At 55.2% G+C, this 21416-nt stretch carries 14 protein-coding genes and 2 tRNA genes; 11 read left to right on the top strand and 5 right to left on the bottom strand.

The window, feature by feature from the left end:
* Window position 1: 1 nt before the first annotated feature.
* The 7 genes from clpP to ACR2TX_RS09975 all read left to right on the top strand — a co-directional run bounded on the left by clpP (window position 2) and on the right by ACR2TX_RS09975 (window position 7618).
* Window positions 2–646, top strand: coding sequence for an ATP-dependent Clp endopeptidase proteolytic subunit ClpP (clpP, locus tag ACR2TX_RS09945; RefSeq protein ID WP_077731465.1), 645 nt, complete (start codon window positions 2–4; stop codon window positions 644–646).
* A 101-nt stretch (window positions 647–747) separates the two neighbouring features.
* The gene (clpX, locus tag ACR2TX_RS09950) at window positions 748–2028 is read left to right on the top strand and encodes an ATP-dependent Clp protease ATP-binding subunit ClpX (RefSeq protein ID WP_077731466.1); all 1281 of its coding nucleotides are present in this window, start codon (window positions 748–750) and stop codon (window positions 2026–2028) included.
* 512 nt (window positions 2029–2540) lie between these two features.
* Window positions 2541–4967 (top strand): endopeptidase La, encoded by a 2427-nt coding sequence (lon, locus tag ACR2TX_RS09955; protein WP_077731467.1) that lies wholly within the window; start codon window positions 2541–2543, stop codon window positions 4965–4967.
* A gap of 219 nt (window positions 4968–5186) precedes the next feature.
* Window positions 5187–5459: an HU family DNA-binding protein gene (locus tag ACR2TX_RS09960; protein WP_077731468.1), complete on the top strand. Its 273-nt coding sequence runs from the start codon at window positions 5187–5189 to the stop codon at window positions 5457–5459.
* An 11-nt stretch (window positions 5460–5470) separates the two neighbouring features.
* Window positions 5471–5546, top strand: a tRNA-Val gene (locus ACR2TX_RS09965).
* Window positions 5547–5552: 6 nt separating this feature from the next.
* Window positions 5553–5629 (top strand) — tRNA-Asp (locus tag ACR2TX_RS09970).
* Between the two features lie 108 nt (window positions 5630–5737).
* Window positions 5738–7618 carry a SurA N-terminal domain-containing protein gene (locus ACR2TX_RS09975; RefSeq protein WP_434132018.1) on the top strand — a complete coding sequence of 627 codons (1881 nt, stop codon included), beginning with the start codon at window positions 5738–5740 and terminating at the stop codon, window positions 7616–7618.
* A 16-nt stretch (window positions 7619–7634) separates the two neighbouring features.
* Here the strand turns inward: ACR2TX_RS09975 and ACR2TX_RS09980 are convergent, their stop codons facing one another.
* Window positions 7635–8633 carry a TraB/GumN family protein gene (locus tag ACR2TX_RS09980; RefSeq protein WP_168175477.1) on the bottom strand — a complete coding sequence of 333 codons (999 nt, stop codon included), beginning with the start codon at window positions 8631–8633 and terminating at the stop codon, window positions 7635–7637.
* Between the two features lie 331 nt (window positions 8634–8964).
* Between ACR2TX_RS09980 and ACR2TX_RS09985 the strand changes: the two genes are divergently transcribed.
* Both ACR2TX_RS09985 and ACR2TX_RS09990 read left to right on the top strand, forming a co-directional pair.
* Window positions 8965–10086, top strand: a complete 1122-nt coding sequence (locus tag ACR2TX_RS09985; RefSeq protein ID WP_077731471.1) for a glycosyltransferase family 4 protein — start codon at window positions 8965–8967, stop codon at window positions 10084–10086.
* 27 nt (window positions 10087–10113) lie between these two features.
* Window positions 10114–12279, top strand: coding sequence for an amylo-alpha-1,6-glucosidase (locus tag ACR2TX_RS09990; RefSeq protein ID WP_077731472.1), 2166 nt, complete (start codon window positions 10114–10116; stop codon window positions 12277–12279).
* Window positions 12280–12341: 62 nt separating this feature from the next.
* On the opposite strand, the gene ACR2TX_RS09995 is transcribed toward ACR2TX_RS09990, so the two are convergent.
* The 4 genes from ACR2TX_RS09995 to ACR2TX_RS10010 all read right to left on the bottom strand — a co-directional run bounded on the left by ACR2TX_RS09995 (window position 12342) and on the right by ACR2TX_RS10010 (window position 17816).
* Window positions 12342–13235 (bottom strand): DUF72 domain-containing protein, encoded by an 894-nt coding sequence (locus ACR2TX_RS09995; protein WP_077731473.1) that lies wholly within the window; start codon window positions 13233–13235, stop codon window positions 12342–12344.
* Between the two features lie 212 nt (window positions 13236–13447).
* Window positions 13448–14800, bottom strand: coding sequence for an FAD-dependent oxidoreductase (locus ACR2TX_RS10000; protein ID WP_077731474.1), 1353 nt, complete (start codon window positions 14798–14800; stop codon window positions 13448–13450).
* A gap of 218 nt (window positions 14801–15018) precedes the next feature.
* Window positions 15019–17046, bottom strand: a complete 2028-nt coding sequence (locus tag ACR2TX_RS10005; protein ID WP_434132022.1) for a 2,3-oxidosqualene cyclase — start codon at window positions 17044–17046, stop codon at window positions 15019–15021.
* 167 nt (window positions 17047–17213) lie between these two features.
* Complete coding sequence (locus tag ACR2TX_RS10010) at window positions 17214–17816, bottom strand: nuclear transport factor 2 family protein (protein WP_156879729.1); 603 nt, start codon at window positions 17814–17816, stop codon at window positions 17214–17216.
* A gap of 141 nt (window positions 17817–17957) precedes the next feature.
* On the opposite strand from ACR2TX_RS10010, the gene ACR2TX_RS10015 reads away from it, so the two are divergent.
* Together ACR2TX_RS10015 and ACR2TX_RS10020 are read left to right on the top strand one after the other, a co-directional pair.
* Window positions 17958–19574 carry a cytochrome P450 gene (locus tag ACR2TX_RS10015; RefSeq protein ID WP_347257253.1) on the top strand — a complete coding sequence of 539 codons (1617 nt, stop codon included), beginning with the start codon at window positions 17958–17960 and terminating at the stop codon, window positions 19572–19574.
* Window positions 19575–19582: 8 nt separating this feature from the next.
* Window positions 19583–21211: an FAD-binding oxidoreductase gene (locus tag ACR2TX_RS10020; protein ID WP_434132025.1), complete on the top strand. Its 1629-nt coding sequence runs from the start codon at window positions 19583–19585 to the stop codon at window positions 21209–21211.
* Window positions 21212–21416: the final 205 nt, after the last annotated feature.

The following is a 21416-nucleotide window of genomic DNA, read 5'->3' on the forward strand; positions in this document are numbered from 1 at the left end:
CATGATGTTTACCGGCGATTTTGATAAAACCGTCAATACTCGGGCGACGGGGTTGGTGCCCGTCGTAATCGAGCAGTCGGCGCGTGGCGAACGGGCGTTCGATATCTATTCCCGCTTGCTCAAGGAGCGGGTGGTTTTTCTGGTTGGGCAGGTCGAAGACTACATGGCCAACCTGATCATCGCTCAACTGCTCTTTCTGGAATCGGAAAATCCGGACAAGGACATCCATCTTTATATCAATTCTCCCGGCGGCATAGTCACCTCGGGACTGGCGATTTACGATACCATGCAGTTCATCAAACCCGACGTCAGCACCCTGTGCATCGGTCAGGCGGCTAGCATGGGAGCGTTGCTTCTGGCGGGCGGCGCGCCCGGCAAGAGATATTGTCTGCCCCATTCGCGAGTCATGATCCATCAGCCTTTGGGCGGCTTCCAGGGACAGGCCAGCGACATTGACATTCATGCCCGCGAAATTCTCGCGACCCGCGACAGACTGAATCGAATATTGGCGAAACATACAGGTCAGCCGTTGGAACGAATTCAAGTCGATACCGATCGTGATAATTTCATGAGTGGAGAAGACGCAGCGCAATATGGTCTAATCGACAAGGTGCTCGCTAGCCGAGAACCGGGTTCTAGCGGTTAAACGCATTGGAATTCGAGTTCGAAGGACTAGTGGACGTATGCCGGTAGCGGTTGGTTCGCGTAGGTTGCTACAACAGTCATCTGACGAATAAGAGGTTTGCGATGAGTGATGATAAGCACGGCAAAGACGGGGGCGGGAAACTTCTTTACTGCTCGTTTTGCGGAAAAAGCCAGCATGAGGTCAGAAAGCTCATTGCCGGTCCGGCTGTGTTCGTCTGTGACGAATGTGTCGAGTTGTGCAACGATATTATTCGCGAGGAGCTTCAGGAAAATGTTGCCGCTAGCGTAGATAAGTTGCCCAAACCGAAAGAGATCAAGGCCGTACTCGACGAGTATGTCATTGGCCAGGAGAAAGCCAAGAGGATCTTGTCGGTTGCGGTCTACAACCACTATAAGCGGCTCCGGGTGCATAACCACCTGAAGAAGAACGATGTCGAACTGGCCAAGAGCAATATCCTCTTGATCGGCCCAACCGGATCGGGAAAGACCTTGCTTGCCGAGACGCTCGCCCGGCTGTTGGACGTGCCGTTCACGATCGCCGACGCGACGACGCTGACCGAGGCGGGTTACGTCGGGGAAGATGTCGAAAACATCATCCAAAAGATCTTGCAGAAATGCGATTACGACGTGGAGAAGGCCGAGTCCGGTATCGTCTATATCGACGAGATCGATAAGATTTCCCGTAAGTCGGATAATCCCTCGATCACCCGCGACGTGTCCGGTGAAGGTGTGCAGCAGGCTCTGCTGAAGTTGATCGAGGGCACTGTGGCCTCGGTACCGCCACAAGGCGGACGCAAACACCCTCAGCAAGAATTTTTGCAGGTCAATACGGCGAATATCCTCTTCATCTGCGGCGGAGCGTTCGCCGGACTGGAAAAAATCATTCGTTCACGCTCCGAAAAGGGCGGCATCGGTTTTTCCGCGGAGGTCAAGACCAAGGACGAACGCCGCAATGTCGGCGAAGTTTTGGCGGACGTGGAGGCGGAGGACCTGATCAAATACGGCCTGATTCCGGAGTTTGTCGGTCGTTTGCCGGTGGTGGCGACTCTGGAAGAATTGGATGAGCAGGCATTGGTTCAAATTCTGACCGAACCGAAAAATGCTCTGGTCAAACAATACAAGAAGTTGTTCGAGATGGAGGGTTGCGATCTGGAGATTCGCGAGGACGCCTTGCGGGTGATCGCGCGAAGGGCAATGGAACGGAAAACCGGCGCACGCGGTCTGCGAACGATTCTCGAACACGTGTTGCTGGATACGATGTACGAATTGCCTTCCGCCGAACATGTTTCCAAAGTTGTGATCGATGAAAAGGTTATTCGCGGCGAATCGGACCCGTATCTGATTTATCAAACCGAAGAAAAGCACTGCGCTTCGGTAGAGTGAAATATCTTTCGAGTGCTATCGATGCCTTGCGGCGAGCGGGCGTCGGTAGCCGATTCAGGGTTTTGTTATGCGGCCAATTTTCAGATCTTGATCGATGGCCGAACTTCACTGTCTGACTAATGGCTGATAGCTTCTCAGTCTTAAAGCTCGTTAGGGCAGCCTTCAAGTTGAATTTGCGTTCTTGCTCGCCTGTCGGCACAAACACCTGTTTGCATTCACTGATCCTAATGGTAGCGGTCGCTTATTTCAGCGCGTAAGCATCACCGCGCATTGATCTACGCATTTTGTATAGAAAATCGTTCGGATTCGGGAATCTCGACGATACATTCGCATCTAAGTAGTTTTTCGTACTTACCCGGACGGGATCGCAGAATTTTTGCTGATCTCTTCATCTGAAGTTTTTGGCCAAATCAAATAGTCCCCGATTTTATCGGGCTTAGTCTTGTTTTTTGCCCGAAGCTTACCTATATACTCAGTAACAACGCGTACTCACTAATATCCATGGGTGGCTAATGGAAAATACCTCGCTTGAAAATCGTGCAAAGCCGGAAAAGATGGTACCGGTGCTTCCCTTACGGGACGTCGTAGTCTATCCCCACATGGTCATACCGCTCTTCGTCGGCAGAGAGAAGTCGATTCTGGCCCTAGACTCTGCCATGCGGGACAACAAACAAATCTTGCTCGTAGCGCAGAAAGAAGCCGAACTGGATGATCCCAGCTTCGATGACCTGTACCAGATCGGCACTTTATCTAACATCCTGCAATTGCTGAAGCTTCCGGACGGCACTGTGAAAGTGCTCGTCGAGGGTAGCGAGCGCTGCAAGGTCGATAAGTACCGTGTCGCCGACAAGCACTACGTAGCCGTAGTTTCGCCGCAGCTGGACGAGATCAACATCACCGATCAAGAAATCGATGTGTTGATGCGCACCGCCATCAACACCTTCGATCATTACGTCAAGCTCAATAAGCGGATACCGCCCGAAGTGTTGAATTCGCTTGCCGGCATCGACGACCCGAGCCGGTTGGCGGATACCATCGCCGCACATATGACCATCAAAATCGAAGACAAGCAGTCGATTCTGGAGATGAGCGATGTGACGGCCAGGTTGGAGCGTTTGATGACGCTCATGGAAGGCGAGGTGGATATGCTGGAGATGGAGAAGCGTATCCGCGGGCGGGTCAAGCAGCAGATGGAAAAAAATCAGCGCGAGTATTACTTGAACGAGCAAATGAAGGCCATCCAGAAGGAGTTGGGGGAAATGGACGATGTGCCGAACGAATTCGAGGAGCTATCGCGCAAAATCGAAAAGGCCGGCATGCCTGAGGCGGCTCGTACCAAAGCCGAGACGGAGTTGAACAAGCTCAAGTTGATGTCGCCGATGTCTGCCGAGGCTACGGTAGTCAGGAATTACGTCGACTGGATGGTCAACATGCCGTGGAAGAAGCGCACCAAGATCAGTCACGACTTGCAGCGTGCCGAAGAAATTTTAGAAACCGAGCACTACGGTTTGGAGAAAGTCAAAGAGCGTATCCTCGAGTATCTGGCCGTTCAGCAGCGCGTCAAGAAACTAAAAGGCCCAATATTGTGCTTGGTTGGACCGCCCGGTGTGGGCAAGACTTCGCTCGGTCAGTCGATTGCTCGAGCGACCAACCGGAAGTACGTTCGCATGGCCTTGGGCGGGGTTCGTGACGAGGCCGAAATTCGCGGCCATCGCAGAACTTACATTGGCTCGATGCCGGGTAAAATCCTGCAGAACCTTTCCAAGGTAAAGACCCGCAATCCGATGTTCATGCTCGACGAGATCGACAAGATGGCGATGGATTTCCGCGGTGATCCTGCTGCCGCATTGTTGGAAGTTTTGGACCCGGAGCAGAACCATACTTTCAACGATCATTACTTGGAGGTCGATTTCGATTTGTCCGAAGTAATGTTCATTGCAACGGCGAACACTTTGAATATCCCGGCGCCGCTTCTGGACCGCATGGAAGTGATCCGCATCGCTGGCTACACCGAGGATGAGAAAGTCAATATCGCCATGCGCTATCTGATTCCAAAGCAGGTCAAGAACAACGGGCTTAAGGACAGCGAAATTCATATCACCGAATCGGCGGTTCGAGATATTATCCGCTTCTATACTCGAGAAGCCGGTGTTCGTAGCCTTGAGCGCGAAATAGCCAAGATTTGCCGCAAGGTCGTCAAGAGCTTGGTCCTCAAACCGAGCACCAAGAAACTGAACGTGACTCATCGTAACGTGGATGACTTTTTGGGCGTCAGGCGTTATCGCTACGGACGAGCCGAGGAGAAGGACCAGGTCGGGCAGGTTACCGGCCTGGCCTGGACCGAGGTGGGAGGCGAGCTTCTTACCATCGAATCGGTCGTTATGCCCGGAACCGGCAAGCAAACCTATACCGGAAAACTCGGCGAGGTCATGCAGGAGTCGATACAAACCGCTGTCACGGTAGCCCGGAGCCGAGCAGAAACGCTGGGTATCGATCCGGCGTTTTATCAGAAGCACGATGTGCATATACACGTGCCGGAAGGGGCCACGCCCAAAGACGGTCCCAGCGCCGGTATCGGTATGTGCACGGCTTTGGTTTCCGCATTGACTCAAATCCCTGTGAGATCGGACGTTGCCATGACGGGCGAGATCACGCTTCGCGGGGAGGTTTTGCCCATCGGAGGGCTAAAGGAGAAACTGTTGGCGGCGCATCGGGGCGGTATTTCGACCGTCTTGATTCCGCAGGAAAACGAGAAGGACTTGGCTGAGATTCCAAAGAACATTAAGCAGGATCTCAAAATCGTCGCGGTTCGCTCTATCGATCAAGTCCTCGAGACCGCACTAAAACACATGCCGGAACCGTTGAAACCGCCGGTTACTCCCGAATCCGAGGGTGTGACTAAATCGACGGGTACGGCAGGCATGATCGTTGCTCATTAGTCCTAATTGGAGGGAGTTGCTTTTTGCGTGTTCAGAGAAATGCGACGGATCGCTAAAATTCGCTGAATCCCAGACGCTATGCGGCTTGACAGTGCTTTTTGTCTACTGCTACATTTCGGCCGGCGAGTTCACGCGTAGCCAACAGCATATAGGAATGGACGAAGTCTTGCGGCCATGTGAAGAACTTAGATTCAACATCATCGATCAAAGGGGGAAAGAATGAATAAAGCGGAACTAATTGATGCGATCGCTAAGTCGGCGGACCTGACGAAGGCCGATGCCGGGCGCGCACTCGACGGTATGATTGACGCTATCACGATAGCTTTAAAAAACGGCGAAACCGTTTCACTCGTGGGTTTTGGTTCCTTTGGGGTTAAAGAGCGTGCCGAGCGTCAAGGCCGTAATCCGCAGACGGGAAACACGATTACCATCAAAGCTGCAAAAATTCCCTCATTCAAGGCTGGTAAAGCACTTAAAGATGCTGTAAGCTAGTCGACTCTTTAGGGTGCTTAGCTCAGCTGGGAGAGCATCGCCCTTACAAGGCGAGGGTCGTAGGTTCGATCCCTACAGCACCCACCATAAATTGGAGCGGTAGTTCAGTTGGTCAGAATACCGGCCTGTCACGCCGGGGGTCGCGGGTTCGAGCCCCGTCCGCTCCGCCAAATTTCAAAAAACCCGCGCCCCTGAGGCAGCGGGTTTTTTTTTGAGGGCAGGGGGCTGCCTGTCTTTTCGTTTAATGATTGCTCTTAAAGCCGTATCAGGTTCTGCATATGCTTCAAGCGATTCGTGATCGTGCCCAAGGTATCTTCGCATGGGTAATGTTGATTCTTGTCGGTGTGCCGTTCGCTCTATGGGGAATTCAGAATTATCTGGATTCCGGCAAGGAGCAGCCACTGGCTGTCGTCGGTGACAGGGATATTTTTGAGCGCGAGGTAAACCAGGCCTATCAGCAGAGTCTTGCGAATCTGGTGGGTTTGGCGGAGGTCGACGATAGGCAGCTCAAACACGAAGCTTTAGAGCGGCTGATTCGAGAAGAAATCATTGCGCAAAATGCGGAGGTTAAGGACCTTGCCGTCAGCGACAGCGCCGTGCGCGACTTCATCCAGACGCTCCCTTATTTTCAAACCGAAGGCAAGTTTGATAAGGAAAAATACAACATCATGCTGTCATCTCAGGGCTTGAGTTCTGCCCAATTCGTTGCGCAGGTCAGAAGAGCTTTGTTGATGGAGCAATACCAGCGCGGATTGCTTGACAGCGCATTTGTAACCCCGAATCAAATCGCTTCGCTCTTTCGGCTCAGAAATGAGGAGCGTGAGGTCGAATATCTCAAAATACCTTTGAAGAAATCGGCTCGCACTATTTCCGATGCGGAAATCGAAGATTACTATCGGAAACATCTTCAGGCTTACCAAAATCCCGAGCGTGTATCGATCGAGTACATCGCCGTTCGTCTTGACGATATCGCGAAGGAGACCCAAGTCACCGAAGACGACCTGCGCAATCTGTATGAAGAGCAGAAGTCTGGTTTCGCGTCCGAAGAAAGGCGCAAGGTCAGCCATATCCTAGTCGCGGTCGATTCGGAAGGCGGTGAAGCCGCCGAGCAGGCGGCTTTGGCCAAGATCAATCAGATTCAAGACCGTTTGGCTAAGGGCGAAGATTTCGCTAAGGTCGCAAAGGAAACGTCGGATGACCCGATATCCGCTCAGAACGGCGGCGACTTGGGTTTCATTACCAAGGGAGCCATGGAGCAAAATTTTGCCGATGCGGCATTTGCTTTGAAGCAGGGTGAGTTATCCAAGCCTGTCAAAACATCTTTCGGCTATCACTTGATCAAAGTAACCGAGTTGTCTCCGGCTAAGGTCAAGCCATTCGAGGAAGTAAAAGACGAACTGCTGAAAACGTTCCAGCGCAATGCGGCAGAAAACAAGTTTTACGAACAGGGACAAACGCTGACGGAGCTCAGCTATGAACATCCCGACAGTCTGGAGCCGGCCGCGAAAGCCCTCAATCTGAAAATCGAGAGCACCGGATACTTTACGCGTGAGGCAGGAGACGGTATCGCCGCCGAGTCCACGGTAAGAGCAGCCGTGTTCAGTGAGGACGTTCTGAACGGACGGAACAGCGATCCGGTCGAATTGGGGAGCGAGAAAGCAGTCGTTTTGCGGATAAAAGACCATCAACCGGCGTCCGATAAGCCCCTCGCAGAAGTGAAGGAAGATATCGTTGGCAAATTACGTGCCGAGGACGCAAGACAGGAGACCCGCAAGCAAGCGGAAGAACTTTTGCGCCAAGCGCAGCAGGGTGCTCCGCTTACGGGTTTGGCCAAAGAGCACGGTATGCAGGTTTCCAAGGAGTCGAATCTGCGCCGCGATGAGAAAAATGTATCGCCAGTGCTGACGAATGCCGTATTCAAGGCTGCTCGACCGTCAGCCGAGCAGCCCGTTATCTCAACGGTGGAACTTGAAAACGGCGATCAAGTCGTCTTTAAGCTGATCGCCGTCAAGGATGGCGCTTCGCAAGGAGATCCCAAGGAAGCGGACGCTGCTCGCCAGTTCCTCGCCAAAAACGCCGCGCAGCGCGAATTTTCGTCCTTTGTGGCACAATTACGTGAACTCGCCGATGTTTACGTCAAGCCCGAGGCTGAAAACTGATCCGGATCGATTCGAGCTATAGCTGCGAAATTTTGAAGCCTTTCGATTGCAACAGGTTTAGGAGGCCGTGTTCACCGACCAGGTGGCCGGCTTCCAAGACAACGAAATAAGTCCTACCATCGGCCGCCAATTCCCCGATTTTCTCCGCCATCGCTGCGCTTCGATCGGTGAACAAGAGCTTGAAGAGCTTGTCCGAAGCCGGAAGACTATCGAAGCGGCGACGCACGATCAGCTCAACGGTCGAGGAATCTCCGCTCGTCCAGGCTTCGATCATCGATTTGAAATAGTCGTCCCCACGTTCAATCTCATTTAGCGATTGCAGGAGTATTTGCTCCTGTTCAATCTCGGACAAGCCATCCAACAGTTTCGCTTGTTCATCTACCGAGTCTAATTGAAGTACCGGCTTTCGCATCTGCGCATCCTTGACAAAGCCTTTTTCGATGCTGAGCTCTTGCGTATAGCCCGCCTGTTTAGCGGCTAGGCTCATCAAACTCAGTGACGCCATCCATGGCTTCTGGGTGAGAATCGTTTCCTCTGCCATGCCCAAAGCCTTAGAGAGCTTGAGCACTCTTTCCCAGGTGGCGGCTTTGATGTGGTCTCTTAAATCGGAATTGTCCGTGTACGCGCCTCGGTTTGCGGCGATGGGAAGTAGTTCGGCCTGAGGCAGCGCAGCGACATCGGCTCCGACGATCAGCACATCCGACCCCGAGAGGGCGTCCGTTATCGCTTCCGGGAGGGGATACATATCGCTCGCGCCATAAGGAAGGGCGCCCATGAGGTAGACCGTGCCTTCCGCAATTGTCGCCTTCCAAAGAAAGTGCGGCTTGTTATCGCTGGCTGCTAGTTGAGACAAGCCGGGCGGCAGTTGAGCCGACGTCAACTCCTGACATGGTCGGTCTTGATAAAAGACCTTATCTTTCTGATCCAGACACTTATAAACATCGGCGAATATCGAGGTCGGCAGCAACGCGAGCGCGAAGACCAATAGGTTGGAGCGGGTTACGAGATGGAACATAGGCGTCATTCTTCCCAGTGATCAAAAGGTCGGCGAAGCGATTCGATGACACCCCAAATGTAGCTCAAGTGCCCAGCTTGACAATTTTTGACCAAAGTATGGGAGACGAAGACGGGGCGAAGGTATGTTGTGACGGAAAGACCGACCTGGTCACGTGAACCGTCGCTCCGTTGAGGGCGGGATGTAGCCGTCGCGTGTCTTGAGTCTCGATGATGAGCCACTATGGTGAACTCTTGAGTCCCGGTTTCGATCAAAAATTAATAGCGCAAACGACGAACTCTGGTGGCGCTCTTGCTGCCAGCCCGGACGTGAACAGCGTATAAGGAGGAGTATGAAAATCGCGCAGGTAGCGCCTTTGTATGAGAGCATACCGCCAAAACTTTATGGCGGCACCGAGCGCATCGTGCATTATCTTACCGAAGAGCTAGTAGGCGCCGGACATGATGTTACGCTCTTCGCCAGTGCTGATTCGGAGACGAGCGCCAAGCTCGAGCCGATTGTTTCCAAGGCACTGCGTCTCGACCAAGATGTACTAGATCCGTTACTACCCCATCTCTTGATGTTGGATCGGGTGCGCAGAGCGGCCAGTGAATTCGATGTCATTCACTTTCATACCGGTTGCCTTCATTTTCCGGTATTTCGCGAATGCTCGACCCCGCACGTTACCACCTTACACGGACGCTTGGACATCAGAGAGTTAGATGCCCTCCTCGAAGCCTTTCGGGACATGCCGTTGATCTCCATTTCGGATTACCAACGCACGCCGGTCGGTTGGGGGAATTGGGTAGCTACGGTTTATCACGGATTGCCGGAGGAGCTTTATACGTTCCGTGCCGAGCCGGGCACCTATCTGGCATTCTTGGGGCGTATTTCCCCGGAAAAGCGCGTCGACCGAGCGATCGAAATTGCAATTCGTGCCGGCATGCCGCTCAAGATTGCAGCGAAAGTCGATAAGGCCGACCGCGAATATTTCGACCAGGAGATCAAGACCCTTCTCAATCATCCTTTGGTGGAGTTCATCGGCGAAGTCAACGAGCGAGAAAAGAATGAGCTGCTCGGCAATGCTTACGCCTTGCTTTTTCCCATCGATTGGCCGGAACCTTTCGGGCTCGTGATGATCGAGGCGATGGCTTGCGGTACGCCTGTGATCGCCTTCAGGAACGGTTCGGTGCCGGAAGTTATGCGGCACGGAACGACAGGTTTCGTTGTCGAGAATCTTCACCAAGCGGTATCGGCAGTCGAACGGGTAGGCGAGATCAATCGGGCAATGTGTCGACAGGCGTTCGAAAATCGCTTTTCCGCCCGCCGCATGGCGAGCGACTATATTCAGATCTACCGACAGCTCGGTGAAAAGTGTAAGCAGAAAGTCTCTCCAGCGCTAAAGGTTCTCGGTATGGACGTCATCGAGAAGGACCTCGGTCGCCTTTCTATGCTGGGCAAGCAAACGATCTAGTTTTTCGATTCCTCGAACGGGTGATCCATGGACGATCCGGCTTCCACCGAAAACCAGTGGTATGTCGCTGCCACCGCACCACGGGGCGATGAACCCTCTCGAGTCTTAAAAGCGGAAGATATGTTCGGTATCTTCGATCGTCACGGCGATATTTATCAGGTGAGTTCGAGCGAGCAGGGACTTTACCAAGGCGGGACACGCTATCTTTCTCACCTGGAGCTGCGAATCAACGGACAACGCCCCTTCTTGCTCAATTCCACCATCAAGAAAGACAACAGTTTGCTGGCGGTCGACATGACCATGCCCGATCTCTATGAGAGCGAAGTCCTAGTCATCCCGAGAGGCAGCGTGCACGTGTTCCGATCGGTGGTGTTGTTAAGCCAGGCTAGGCATGAGCATTTGCGTTTGGTCAACTACGGCGATCGAACGGTAAATTTGAACGTCGAGTTTCGGTTCGCTGCCGATTATCGCGATATATTCGAAGTGCGCGGTGTCCATCGACCGGCCCGAGGAACAATGCTGACGCCGGACATTAAGGACGATGCCGCGATACTCGGTTATCGCGGATTGGACGGCGAAATGCGCCGAACTCACATCCAATTCCATTGGCGACCCGATCAGCTCAATGCCTCGAGTTGTAGCACAGCGCTTCGGTTGGGAATACGCGACGAGATTCATCTGCACGTCTCGGTAAGCTGCGCTTGCGACGATGCGAGCGTATCGCAAGGTGATTATTACCAAGCGATCGATAGGATAGGGGCGGACACTGCAGCCTCCCGGTCGAGCGTCGCCCACATCGTGACTTCGAATGAACAGTTCAACGATTGGCTCGGCCGGTCTGCCGCCGATCTCGATATGCTGGTCACGGAAACGTCTCATGGACCTTATCCTTACGCCGGAGTCCCGTGGTTCAGCACGCCTTTCGGTCGCGACGGCATCATCACCGCGTTGCAGACGCTGTGGGTTCGGCCGCAACTCGCGAAGGGCGTAATCACCTATCTTGCCGCGACCCAGGCTGAATCCTTGGAACCCGAACGCGATGCCGAACCCGGCAAGATTCTTCATGAAGCGAGATCCGGAGAAATGGCCGCTTTAGGAGAAATTCCGTTTAAGCGTTACTACGGTACGGTGGACGCCACGCCGCTCTTTATCGTTCTTGCCGGCCACTATTATCGGCGTACCGGCGACCGGGCTTTCATGGAAACGATTTGGCCTCACATCGAAAGAGCCCTGGACTGGATCGATCATCATGGCGATTGGGACGGCGACGGCTTTGTGGAATACGCCCGACATAGCGCAAACGGGTTGATACAGCAGGGCTGGAAGGACTCCAACGACTCGGTATTTCACGCCGACGGAAACCTGGCGCCGGCACCGGTCGCGCTTTGCGAGGTGCAGGGATACGTCTATGAAGCTAAACTGCTGGCGGCCGAACTGGCCGAATTGCTCGGCCGGGGAAAATGGGCGCAGCGGCTGCGGCAGGAGGCTGCAGCGCTGAAAAAACGCTTTAATGAAGCATTTTGGCTCGACGAACTCGATACATTTGCGCTCGCACTGGACGGCGACAAACGCTGTTGTGCGGTGCGAACCTCTAACGCAGGCCATGCCTTATTCAGCGGGATTGCGGCTCCCGATTATGCTCGTCGCACCGCCGAGACGCTGTTGGCGGTGGAATCTTTCAATGGATGGGGAATTCGCACGGTCGCAGAGGGGCAGAGCCGCTACAATCCGATGGCGTATCACAACGGTTCGGTTTGGCCCCACGATACTGCCATCGCGGCCATGGGCCTGGCGCGTTACGGTTTCAAAGACAAATCCTTGAAGATTTTGACCGGTTTGTTCGAGGCCGCCGTGTTTCTCGATTTGCATCGCTTGCCTGAGCTTTTCTGTGGGTTCTCCAGGCTTCCGGGGCAAGGCCCAACTCTCTATCCGGTAGCCTGTTCTCCGCAGGCCTGGGCCAGCGGAGCGGTATTTCAGCTCTTGCAAGGCTGTCTCGGCTTGAGCTTTTCACCCGAAAAACCGCAGATCAGGTTTTATCATCCACGGCTTCCGAATTATCTCAACTGGCTCAGGATCAGCAACTTGCGTTTTGACGATGGCGTCATTGACTTAGCCTTGACTCGCCATGCCCACGATGTGGGCATCAATGTAGAACGCAAGGAAGGCGATATCGAAGTGACCGTCGTGGTCTGATGCGGATGCCTCGCATCCCGACGGAAGTTTAACCACAACAGTGGGCGGCTAATACACCGAATTTAGGGCCTAGCCAGAAGCTGCTTCAGCTCTCCGGCATTATGTTGTGCGAAGTTTCCGAAATTGTTATTGAAAATGACGTGTGTTTCTCGCGCCTTTGCGGCGAGCTTCTCGATGGACCCCGCCAATTCCTGCAATTCGTCGGCCGAATAGAGATAGTTGAAGCGATCGGCGGACGACTCGAGCCCTTTCTGACTCCAGGTCTCGCGGTTTCGGCCGTGCATGCGGACCACCGCTATTTCCGGGGAGGTGGTTTCCCAAACCGAAGGAATGCTGCTGGCAAATCCCTGCGGCTCATCCACGACGACGTGCGTCAATCCCCGGCTCCGTTCGAATTCGAGCACGTCCTCGCGATGCCTATCGTCAAACCAGGATCGATGACGGAATTCCACGGCAATGCGAAATCCTTCCATTACTCGGGCGCAAGCGGCGATATGCTCGAGATTGCTTTGCCGATAGACGAACCACGGCGGAAACTGAAACAGTACGACGCCAAGCTTGCCTGCATGTTTTAAAGGTTTAAGGGCTGAGCGAAACCGTGACCAGAGTTCGCCGCGGAGTTCCTCTGGCAGGTCGCCATAATAAATGTTCTTTTTTTCGACCGGCCCCAGGGCTGCACGAATATCCACTGGAAGCACTTTCGGCGGCGTTTGATGTTGCGTGAACAGCCGAAAGCTTTTGACATCGAATACAAAGCCCGGCGGAGTCCGTTCGACCCATAGGGCCGCATTCCGCTCCGAGGGCAGGGCATAATAGCTGCTGTCGACCTCGACCAGAGGAAACTGACTGGCGTAATAACCCAGCCGATCCGCAGGCGTCTTGATGTGGGCCGGATAGAACAAGCCGGAGTCGATCAGATTTTTGTCGGCCCAAGAGGCGGTGCCTACCAGAATCATCGCTTCCCTCGACTTTGAATAGCATGAGTCGCGCCAATTACGGCATACGACAGCAAATATCCGCTTTTACCGAAATGCGGTAATGTCGGCTGAAGCAGGTATCTCGATATTTCGACAAGTATTCCGGTGGAAAGTCATCCCTTCGGCGCCGAGGCGGCGCGATTTTGCTCAATGCCGCGCTGCCATTATTCCGGATGCCATGATCCTGACTATCAATATAACCATTGGCGGATCGCGGCATATTGAAAGGCAAGGCTCTTGTGTACCAGCCTGAGCACTCCCCTGTGCCAATCGACGACGGTTTTTTCGAAAAACCAACGCGGCAACAGGCGGAAGGCCTGCAGCGCAACCGTCCCATACTGGGTGGCCAGAGAAAAAATACTAGTGTCCACCGTGGAAAGTAGCGCCATGGACCGAACGCATGCCTTATCGCTGGTGCGCCAGTAGGAAAAGATGCATTCTCTGAGCAGTAACGCCTCGGGCGTCTGGGCCAGAAACGCTTCGCGCAGTTCTTCCGCCAGGGTGCGCCGGGTCAATTCAAGACGGCCGCAGCGGCGAGAATAACGTCGCAGGGCCGTTGCGATATCGAGATTCGACTCGCTAAGCGCATCCCGCAAGATCAGCGCATCCTTTACCGCCGCAGTAATCCCCGAAGCGGTCAGCGGATGGCAGCAGCCTCTCGCGTCCCCGACCAGTGCGGCATTACCTCGTACGCTGGCATTCGGGACGATGCAGAAATTGGCTGCCGCCAAAGGTTTGCTCGTGGCCAGGACGCGTTCGATATCGAGCCTGAACAAGGGAGGGAAGAGACCGAGGTGCGTCTTGATCGATTCCTTCGAATCGGCGCCTTTCAGCACCTCGAACATGACCCTTGCCCGTCCTCCCCCGATCGCATAGGCATAGGCGACGCCGGCGGAATTCAGAAAGATATTGCCGTAGCCGTTATTGGGCAGATGGGTGTCTTCCACTTCGATGCCCATCATGCCGGAATAGCGCCGAGTCTCGTGAGAAATTCCGATCAATTTGCGCACTCTGGACATCGGTCCATCGGCGCCGAGGAATAACTGAGGGCGAATTCGTATTTCCTCGCCGTCGTTACTTCGTACCATCGCCGTGAACGACCCGTCGGGATTTTCCTCTATCCGTGTGACCCGTGCGCCTATCCAGGCCGTAACGCCGGGAAACCGCTGTACGGTTTCCAGCAGATGATCCTTCAGGATCCGGTGCTCGATCGCCCGTCCCAAATGGCGAGTTCCCGGCTTTTCGCCGTAGCGTAAGGTCACCGAGCTTGCGGGGTCGTCTTTATCGGCAGGGAAGATCGCGAAGCCTTTTACCGGCGAACCGGGCATCGATCGGTCGCTCAGCAAGCCGAGACGACACAGGCCATCGATGCCGGGCGGATGGATGAGCTCTCCGGCGAGGCGCCTGCCTTGGGCCGGGCCGGGTTCGATGATCAAGATGCGCAATCCCAATTGCGAGAGTGCCGCAGCGGCCGCTGCGCCGCCTACGCCGCCTCCGGCGATCAGCACATCGATATGTTCCTGATAAATGACTCGTCCTTGCATAATGCTTTTCCGATAATTGGTGAGAGCAGCCCGGGCGGGCTGCGCCTCGAATGTTGAACTTCACAGAATCCACCGACGACAATCCCTTGCAGTGCGATTTCAAGGTCCCGCTGATATTTGCGAGGGCCTTTTATCGGACTTTCGGTCCGAATTTCGGAGCTGAGCCGGAAGATTACATCTTCCGACGCCAAGTCGAAAAAATGCCTTGAAGACTCCGGCTATGGCGGGCTCGTCAGGCGCGCATAACGGGCCATCGCCCAAGTCGGGAAGTAGGTGTGATAGAGGCGATAATCCAACATCGCCGAGCCGAAGAAAACGCCGTTAACCGCCTGCCGCGGCCAACCGCCGTCCTCCAGTTGCCGGCTCATCAGCCATTCGAATCCACGTTTGATCGATTCATTATCGTACGGCAGGATGTCGAGCAGTGCGAGCAAGGCCCAACTCGTCATGACCACCTGACTTTGCTCGTGCTCGACGTAGCGGCCTTGGAGACAGCTCGAATAGTGCTCGCCCCAGCCGCCATCGGGCCGCTGCTTCCGGACCAGCCAGAGGGCGGCCGACTGAAGTGCCGGGTCCGAGGCGGACACGCCGGCCGCCCGCAGCCCCTTGGTCGCGTGATATATGGCATAGGTGTGATTGATGCCCCAGAATCCCGGATAGGATCCGTCGGCAAGCTGACGCCGGCGCAGGAAGGCTACGGCCTTGCGTATCGCTCGCTCGATCTCTCCGCCTGGGAAATCGGAATAACGCTTGCGATAATGCGCGAGGGCGGCCAGCGCCGACCCCGTGCACTCGATATAGGAGAGTTCGGTCATGCACTGGCCGAACATTTCGGACGGATTGACCATTTCGAGCAGCTTGCCGCCGCGCCGGCGTTCGTAGGTTCCGAAACCGCCGTCCGCATTCTGCCGCGACAGAATGAAGATCACCCCCTGGCGGAGGCGCTCGGGCTCGAGCGGCGACGCCACCGTGTACTCGGGATGTGCGTAGAGCGCGAGCAGGGCGCTCAAGGCTTCCGCTGCGCAGTCGCTCACCGGCCAACGGTGTTGCCCGTCGGAAAAGCACCAGCCGCCGAGCGCCGGGTCCCGCCAGGCGCCGTCGTAATCCGGAAGCTCCTCGGTTATCTGGGCACCCCAGAGAAAATCGTGAGCCCGCTCGAGCGCTTTTGCCGTCCCTTCGACAGCCGACGGCCCCTCGACCAGAGCCTGGACGGCGAATGCGGTATCCCAGGTGTTGGAGCGAGCTCCCGCATAACGGATGCCTTCCGCCTCGTCCTCCCAGCGCCAGTCCTCGACGCCTTCGAGGCTGGGCAAAAGATCCGGATGGTTCGGATCGCGAGCGAAGATGGCCAGACAGTTGAGGAGTCCGCTGACGGGAGATATCCCCTGATAGCGCGTAACCCGCTGCTCGTAAAGTATCCGGTCGAAGCACAGGTCGAGGCCTTTCCGCCGCAGCGCCCGGCTATGGCGACGCTGGTAAGCGGCTAGCAGCTTGTAAATCAGGCGCAATACCGGGCTGATGGGGACATGGACATCGCTCGCGGCCAGGGTGTCTCGCAGAGCGGCGAAATCTATGGTTTCGTAAGGCTCCGGGTAGAGCTCCCGGCGCAATTCGCTGCGTAGCGTGTCCGGCAGGTTCGCGCGAAATCGCATGCCGCAAAGAAAGGCCATCCCGAGGTAAATCTGACGGGTGTGGCAGTAATAATGTCGCGGGTGTATCGGCAACCATTCCGGCATCAAGAAAAGTTCCGGCGGGACGGCATTGAGTCCCTCGTAGGCATAGAGATCCAACATGGCCAGCCAGAACTTGCCCCAAGTGGGAATACCCTTTACGCCATCGGGCTGGGTATGCAGCCAGCGGCGCGCCTTGACGAGCGTCGGCGAATCGGCGGGAACGCCGAGCAGCCTCAGGGCAACATAAGCCAGAGTGGTAAAGAAGACGTAGCCAGGCGATTCGGGGTGCATGCCCCAGGAGCCGTCATTCATCTGGTTACCTTCGAAATGAATGACGATGCGTGCCTTTTCCGCGTCGCTGTAGGGGCGGGCCGCTATGGTACGCACGATGACGGCCTGGGCGAGAATCATGGTGCACCAGACCATTTCCCCTTCCCAGTCGCCGCAGGGCCGCTGCAGATCCAGCAAACGCCGCTGTGCGCGGCGGCTGGCTTCCCACGCGCATCTGAGAGGCGGAACGGGCGTTTCCATCCCGGTGTGCCCGCCGGCGGTTTCATTCCATTGAAGCTTCACGAACGTTGTCCAAGACAAATCATTGACCGGCAAAGCACGAGGACCACGTTGTCTCCTTCGGGCGCTTATCGATGGCGCATGGAAAAATACGTTACATCGCGTTGATTGTGCGGGAATATCGCTCCTGCGTCTAGTTGCTTCGGACGAAGTCACTCGATACGGTTCCACTAAACCCCGAATAGTACCGTGCGCGCCATGGCGACAATGCCTTTCAATTTTTTGCCGATGCCTCGGCTTGTATGAATGGGAGCGACCCCGGGGAGCGGCTGACCTTTCGCCAGTTTGCTCAGCCTCTGCTTTACGGAAAGATCCAGTTTGCCGTCGGCCGCCAGTTCCATGAACATCGCCTTGACATTGCCGAGATCGAAAAAGTCGCGCTGCCAGCACCACTGATATCCTCCGCCGTAGCGGAACCAGGAACCGCCGATGCCGGCGACTTCGTAATCGCTGCCGTCTTCCCTTTTCACCGGCGCGACTTGGCGCCAGATGCCGATCACCTCGCCCTGTTTTTCATCGATCAGGATTTTCTCGTAGGGGTAGCGCCATTTCTCGAATCCCTCCATGTGCGCCCCGAGCGCCCAGTCCTCGATCTGCTTTCTGCCTCTGGCGATGAATTCTCGGTTTGGTCCCATGTTCCAGCCGTATTCCGCATCCTCGGTGTACATCACGCCGAGGTGCTTGATCCAGTTGCCCTCCCGCTCGGCTTGACGATTGGCGGCAAGCCAGCGTTCGACCATTTCTTCCAGCTCTTCACGAGGATAGGCAGGCATTTCGGCTCCTTTCGGGGTAGTCCTTGCACGAATAAGGTTTGATGTATATGAAAAAAATGATTTCATGAACACCTTGATCGCGAAGCATGATACTAATCTTTTCAACCGGCGGACGATAACGCCATCGACTAGGACTCGGCAATGGCCAAAGGGCAACTCAAAGAGCCCCCGAAACTCTCGGGCGCGTTCCCGCTCGCGGGGCATATTTTCAGTTTCGGCAAGAATCCGCATGCTTTCATGATGCGGCTGCGCCGGCAACTGGGAGACGTGGCCGAATTCAAGCTCTTCCACCAAAGTATGGTGCTGCTGACCGGCACGGAAGCCAGCGAGGCTTTCTATCGCGCTCCCGACGAGGTGCTTGACCAGGGGCCCGCCTACAAGATCATGACTCCGATTTTCGGCAAGGGCGTGGTTTTCGACGCGCCCATCGCAAGAAAAAACCAGCAGCTACTAATGCTGATGCCGGCACTCCGGGACAAGCCCATGCGGACCTATTCCGATATCATCGTCGGCGAGGTCGCGACTCTGCTCGATCGCTGGGGCGATTCCGGCGAAATCGATCTGCTCGAGTTCACCAAGGAACTGACGATTTACACGTCCAGCCATTGCTTGCTAGGAGCCGAATTTAGATACGAGCTGAACCGAGAGTTCGTCGAAATCTATCGCGACTTGGAGCAAGGCATTCAGCCCATCGCCTACGTCTTTCCCGATCTGCCGCTGCCGGTCTTCCGCCGCCGCGACAAGGCTCGGGCGCGGCTTCAAGAATTGGTGTCTCAGATCATGGAAAAGCGCGCGCAGCAGTCGGAGAACCGAACCAATGTCTTCCAGATGCTGATCGACGCGAGCTACGAAGACGGGAGCAAACTGACCGCACACGAGATTACCGGCATGCTGATCGCCGCCGTTTTCGCGGGCCATCACACCAGTTCCGGAACCACCGCCTGGGTGTTGATCGAGTTGCTCCGCCACCCCGAGCACATGAAGGCCGTCATTGCTGAAATCGAGGAACGATTCGGTATTGACGGCGCGGTCGATTTCGAGTCGCTGAGGCAGCTTCCCAAACTGGAAAACGTCATCAAGGAAGTTCTGCGCCTGCATCCGCCGCTGATCATTCTCATGCGCAAGGTGATGCAGGATTTTTATGTCAAGGACTACGTCATCAAGGCCGGCAAGTTCGTCTGCGCGGCGCCCTCCGTTACGCACAGAATTCCGGAATTATTCCCCCAACCCGACCGGTTCGATCCGGACCGGTACTCGCCGGAACGAGCCGAGGACAGGGACCTGTTCGGCTGGCAGGCTTTCGGCGGCGGGCGTCACAAATGCTCGGGCAACGCCTTTGCCCTGTTTCAAATCAAAGCCATCTTCTGCGTGCTGCTGAGGCGTTATGAGTTCGAACTGGTGAACTCACCTGAAAGTTACCGGGACGATTACCGAAAAATGGTGGTCGAGCCAGGCTCTCCTTGCCTTGTCCGCTATCGGAAACGGCAAAATTCGGCCCTGATCGGCGCCCGAAAAGAGACTATGCGTGCTCGAAACGACGCAATCGCCGAGCGTTTTAGGATCGTTGTCGACCGCGATCTATGTAAGGGTCATGCCCATTGCGTGGCGGAAGCGCCAGAAATCTTTCTGGTCGACGAAAAAGGCCGTCTTGAGGTGCTCGAGGAGCGGCCATCGGTGGCGCTGATCGAGAAAGCGAGGGCTGCGGAAAAATACTGCCCGAATCAGGCGATAAGAATACTGAACGACTCGGAATCCTGATTCGAGGCATGACCAAGCTCGTACCCAGCGAAGTTCCGGTGAAAGCGACAGGCGACCCTACATCCCGTGTTGTCGAACACATTCTCACCCATTATCGGGGGCTGTTCGCGACCCTCGTCCTTTTGCCCGTTTCGGCGCTGTATGGCGCGTACGTCTCGGTCCGCGACCGAATCGTCTTGAGTCTCAAGAGCGCTCCGGCGAAGCATGATCAAAAAGTGCGGCGGGTGATCGGGCAAATCGAGGCGTGGAAGCGGGACGGATGCCGGGAAAAATTGTGCACGGCCCGTTCCGGCTGGAAGTCCATGAGCGAACTCGTGCCCAAGTACAAGCTTTCCCATCGAAAGATCGACATCAGTCTTTACGACATCCTCGAGATCGACGAAGAACGGAGGTTGCTCAGGGTTGAGCCGCTGGCGACGATGGGCCAGATTTCACGATGCCTGGTGCCGCGCGGATGGACCTTGCCCGTCGTCCCGGAATTGGACGACTTGACGGTGGGCGGTTTGATCATGGGGTTCGGGGTGGAAAGCAGCAGTCACAAATACGGATTGATTCAGCACATCTGCGAATCCTTCGACATCGTGACGGCCGAAGGCAAGCTGCTCCGGTGCAGCCCATCGGAGAATGCGGACCTTTTCTATCTGATCCCTTGGAGTCACGGCACACTGGGTTTTCTGGTCGCCGTTCAACTCAGAATAATCCCTGCCAAAAAATACGTCCGGCTTCACTATCGTCCCGTTTACTCACTCGACGATATGGTCGACGTTTTCGAAGCGGAGAGCAGGAATAAGGAGAAAAATGACTTCGTGGAAGGGTTGGTCTACAGTCGCGACACCGCAGTCATCCTGTGCGGCATGATGACCGACGAGAAGGGGGCCGACGGACCGTTGAACGCCATCGGACGATGGTATAAGCCATGGTTCTACAAGCACGCACAAACCTACCTCACGGAACGAAAAGAAGGGTTCGAGTACGTACCGCTCAGGGATTATTTTCATCGACATACTCGAAGCTACTTTTGGGCGATGGAAGAAATCATTCCCTTCGGCAATCATCCGCTTTTCAGATGGCTATTGGGATGGGCGCTGCCGCCGCGGATCGAGCTATTGAAGTATACGGAAACGGAAACGACCCGAAGGCTTCGGGAAAAGCATCACGTCGTTCAGGATATGTTGATGCCGATCCGATACTTGGCCAAATCCATTCAATATTTCGACGATCATTTCGAACTCTATCCATTGTGGCTTTCGCCCATGGCGGTCTACGAGAACGAGCGGAAGCTCGGGTTCATACATTCCTTCCGAGGCGAGGGTGACATTCTGGGTGAGCTTTATGTCGACATCGGCGCGTATGGCACACCGAAAAAGGACAATTTCAACAACGCCTCCGCCTTGCCCTCGCTCGAAAAGTTTGTCCTGGACCATCGGGGTTATCAGGCGCTGTACGCCAGAACGACCCTGAGCCGAGAGAATTTTAGAACCATGTTCGATCACAAAGACTACGACAGATTGCGGGAGCAGCTGCCGTATTGCAAGCTGGCCTTCGATGAGATTTACGACAAGGTATCGTCAAAAGGCCGGACCTCGCCGGTCGAGCTGAGGCGTATGAATAAGGTGAGGCCACGGCATCCACGGTAATTCGGCTTTCAAAACGCCGTTTACTTGAAGACCAGGCTCTTTACCAGAGAACGCCTGTTGCATTCGGTCGTGCAGAGAACTGGATGAGTCCCGATGTGTAAACGTCGATCGCTTCAGGAGAATTACAAGGCGACTAACGCCATGCGCTACGGATGAGGTCAAATGGCTGCGTTTTCGGATAAAAATATCAAGGGCCTGGCAGTCA

The organism is Methylocaldum sp. GT1BB (assembly GCF_051027545.1).
GTDB lineage: Bacteria > Pseudomonadota > Gammaproteobacteria > Methylococcales > Methylococcaceae > Methylocaldum.

What these genes read in the sequence shown, in the direction of transcription:
- clpP (WP_077731465.1), top strand. Translation starts at nt 2, where the DNA reads ATGATGTTTACCGGCGATTTTGATAAAACCGTCAATACTCGGGCGACG.
- clpX (WP_077731466.1), top strand. Translation starts at nt 748, where the DNA reads ATGAGTGATGATAAGCACGGCAAAGACGGGGGCGGGAAACTTCTTTAC.
- lon (WP_077731467.1), top strand. Translation starts at nt 2,541, where the DNA reads ATGGAAAATACCTCGCTTGAAAATCGTGCAAAGCCGGAAAAGATGGTA.
- ACR2TX_RS09960 (WP_077731468.1), top strand. Translation starts at nt 5,187, where the DNA reads ATGAATAAAGCGGAACTAATTGATGCGATCGCTAAGTCGGCGGACCTG.
- ACR2TX_RS09975 (WP_434132018.1), top strand. Translation starts at nt 5,738, where the DNA reads ATGCTTCAAGCGATTCGTGATCGTGCCCAAGGTATCTTCGCATGGGTA.
- ACR2TX_RS09980 (WP_168175477.1), bottom strand. Translation starts at nt 8,633, where the DNA reads ATGTTCCATCTCGTAACCCGCTCCAACCTATTGGTCTTCGCGCTCGCG.
- ACR2TX_RS09985 (WP_077731471.1), top strand. Translation starts at nt 8,965, where the DNA reads ATGAAAATCGCGCAGGTAGCGCCTTTGTATGAGAGCATACCGCCAAAA.
- ACR2TX_RS09990 (WP_077731472.1), top strand. Translation starts at nt 10,114, where the DNA reads ATGGACGATCCGGCTTCCACCGAAAACCAGTGGTATGTCGCTGCCACC.
- ACR2TX_RS09995 (WP_077731473.1), bottom strand. Translation starts at nt 13,235, where the DNA reads ATGATTCTGGTAGGCACCGCCTCTTGGGCCGACAAAAATCTGATCGAC.
- ACR2TX_RS10000 (WP_077731474.1), bottom strand. Translation starts at nt 14,800, where the DNA reads ATGCAAGGACGAGTCATTTATCAGGAACATATCGATGTGCTGATCGCC.
- ACR2TX_RS10010 (WP_156879729.1), bottom strand. Translation starts at nt 17,816, where the DNA reads ATGCCTGCCTATCCTCGTGAAGAGCTGGAAGAAATGGTCGAACGCTGG.
- ACR2TX_RS10015 (WP_347257253.1), top strand. Translation starts at nt 17,958, where the DNA reads ATGGCCAAAGGGCAACTCAAAGAGCCCCCGAAACTCTCGGGCGCGTTC.
- ACR2TX_RS10020 (WP_434132025.1), top strand. Translation starts at nt 19,583, where the DNA reads ATGACCAAGCTCGTACCCAGCGAAGTTCCGGTGAAAGCGACAGGCGAC.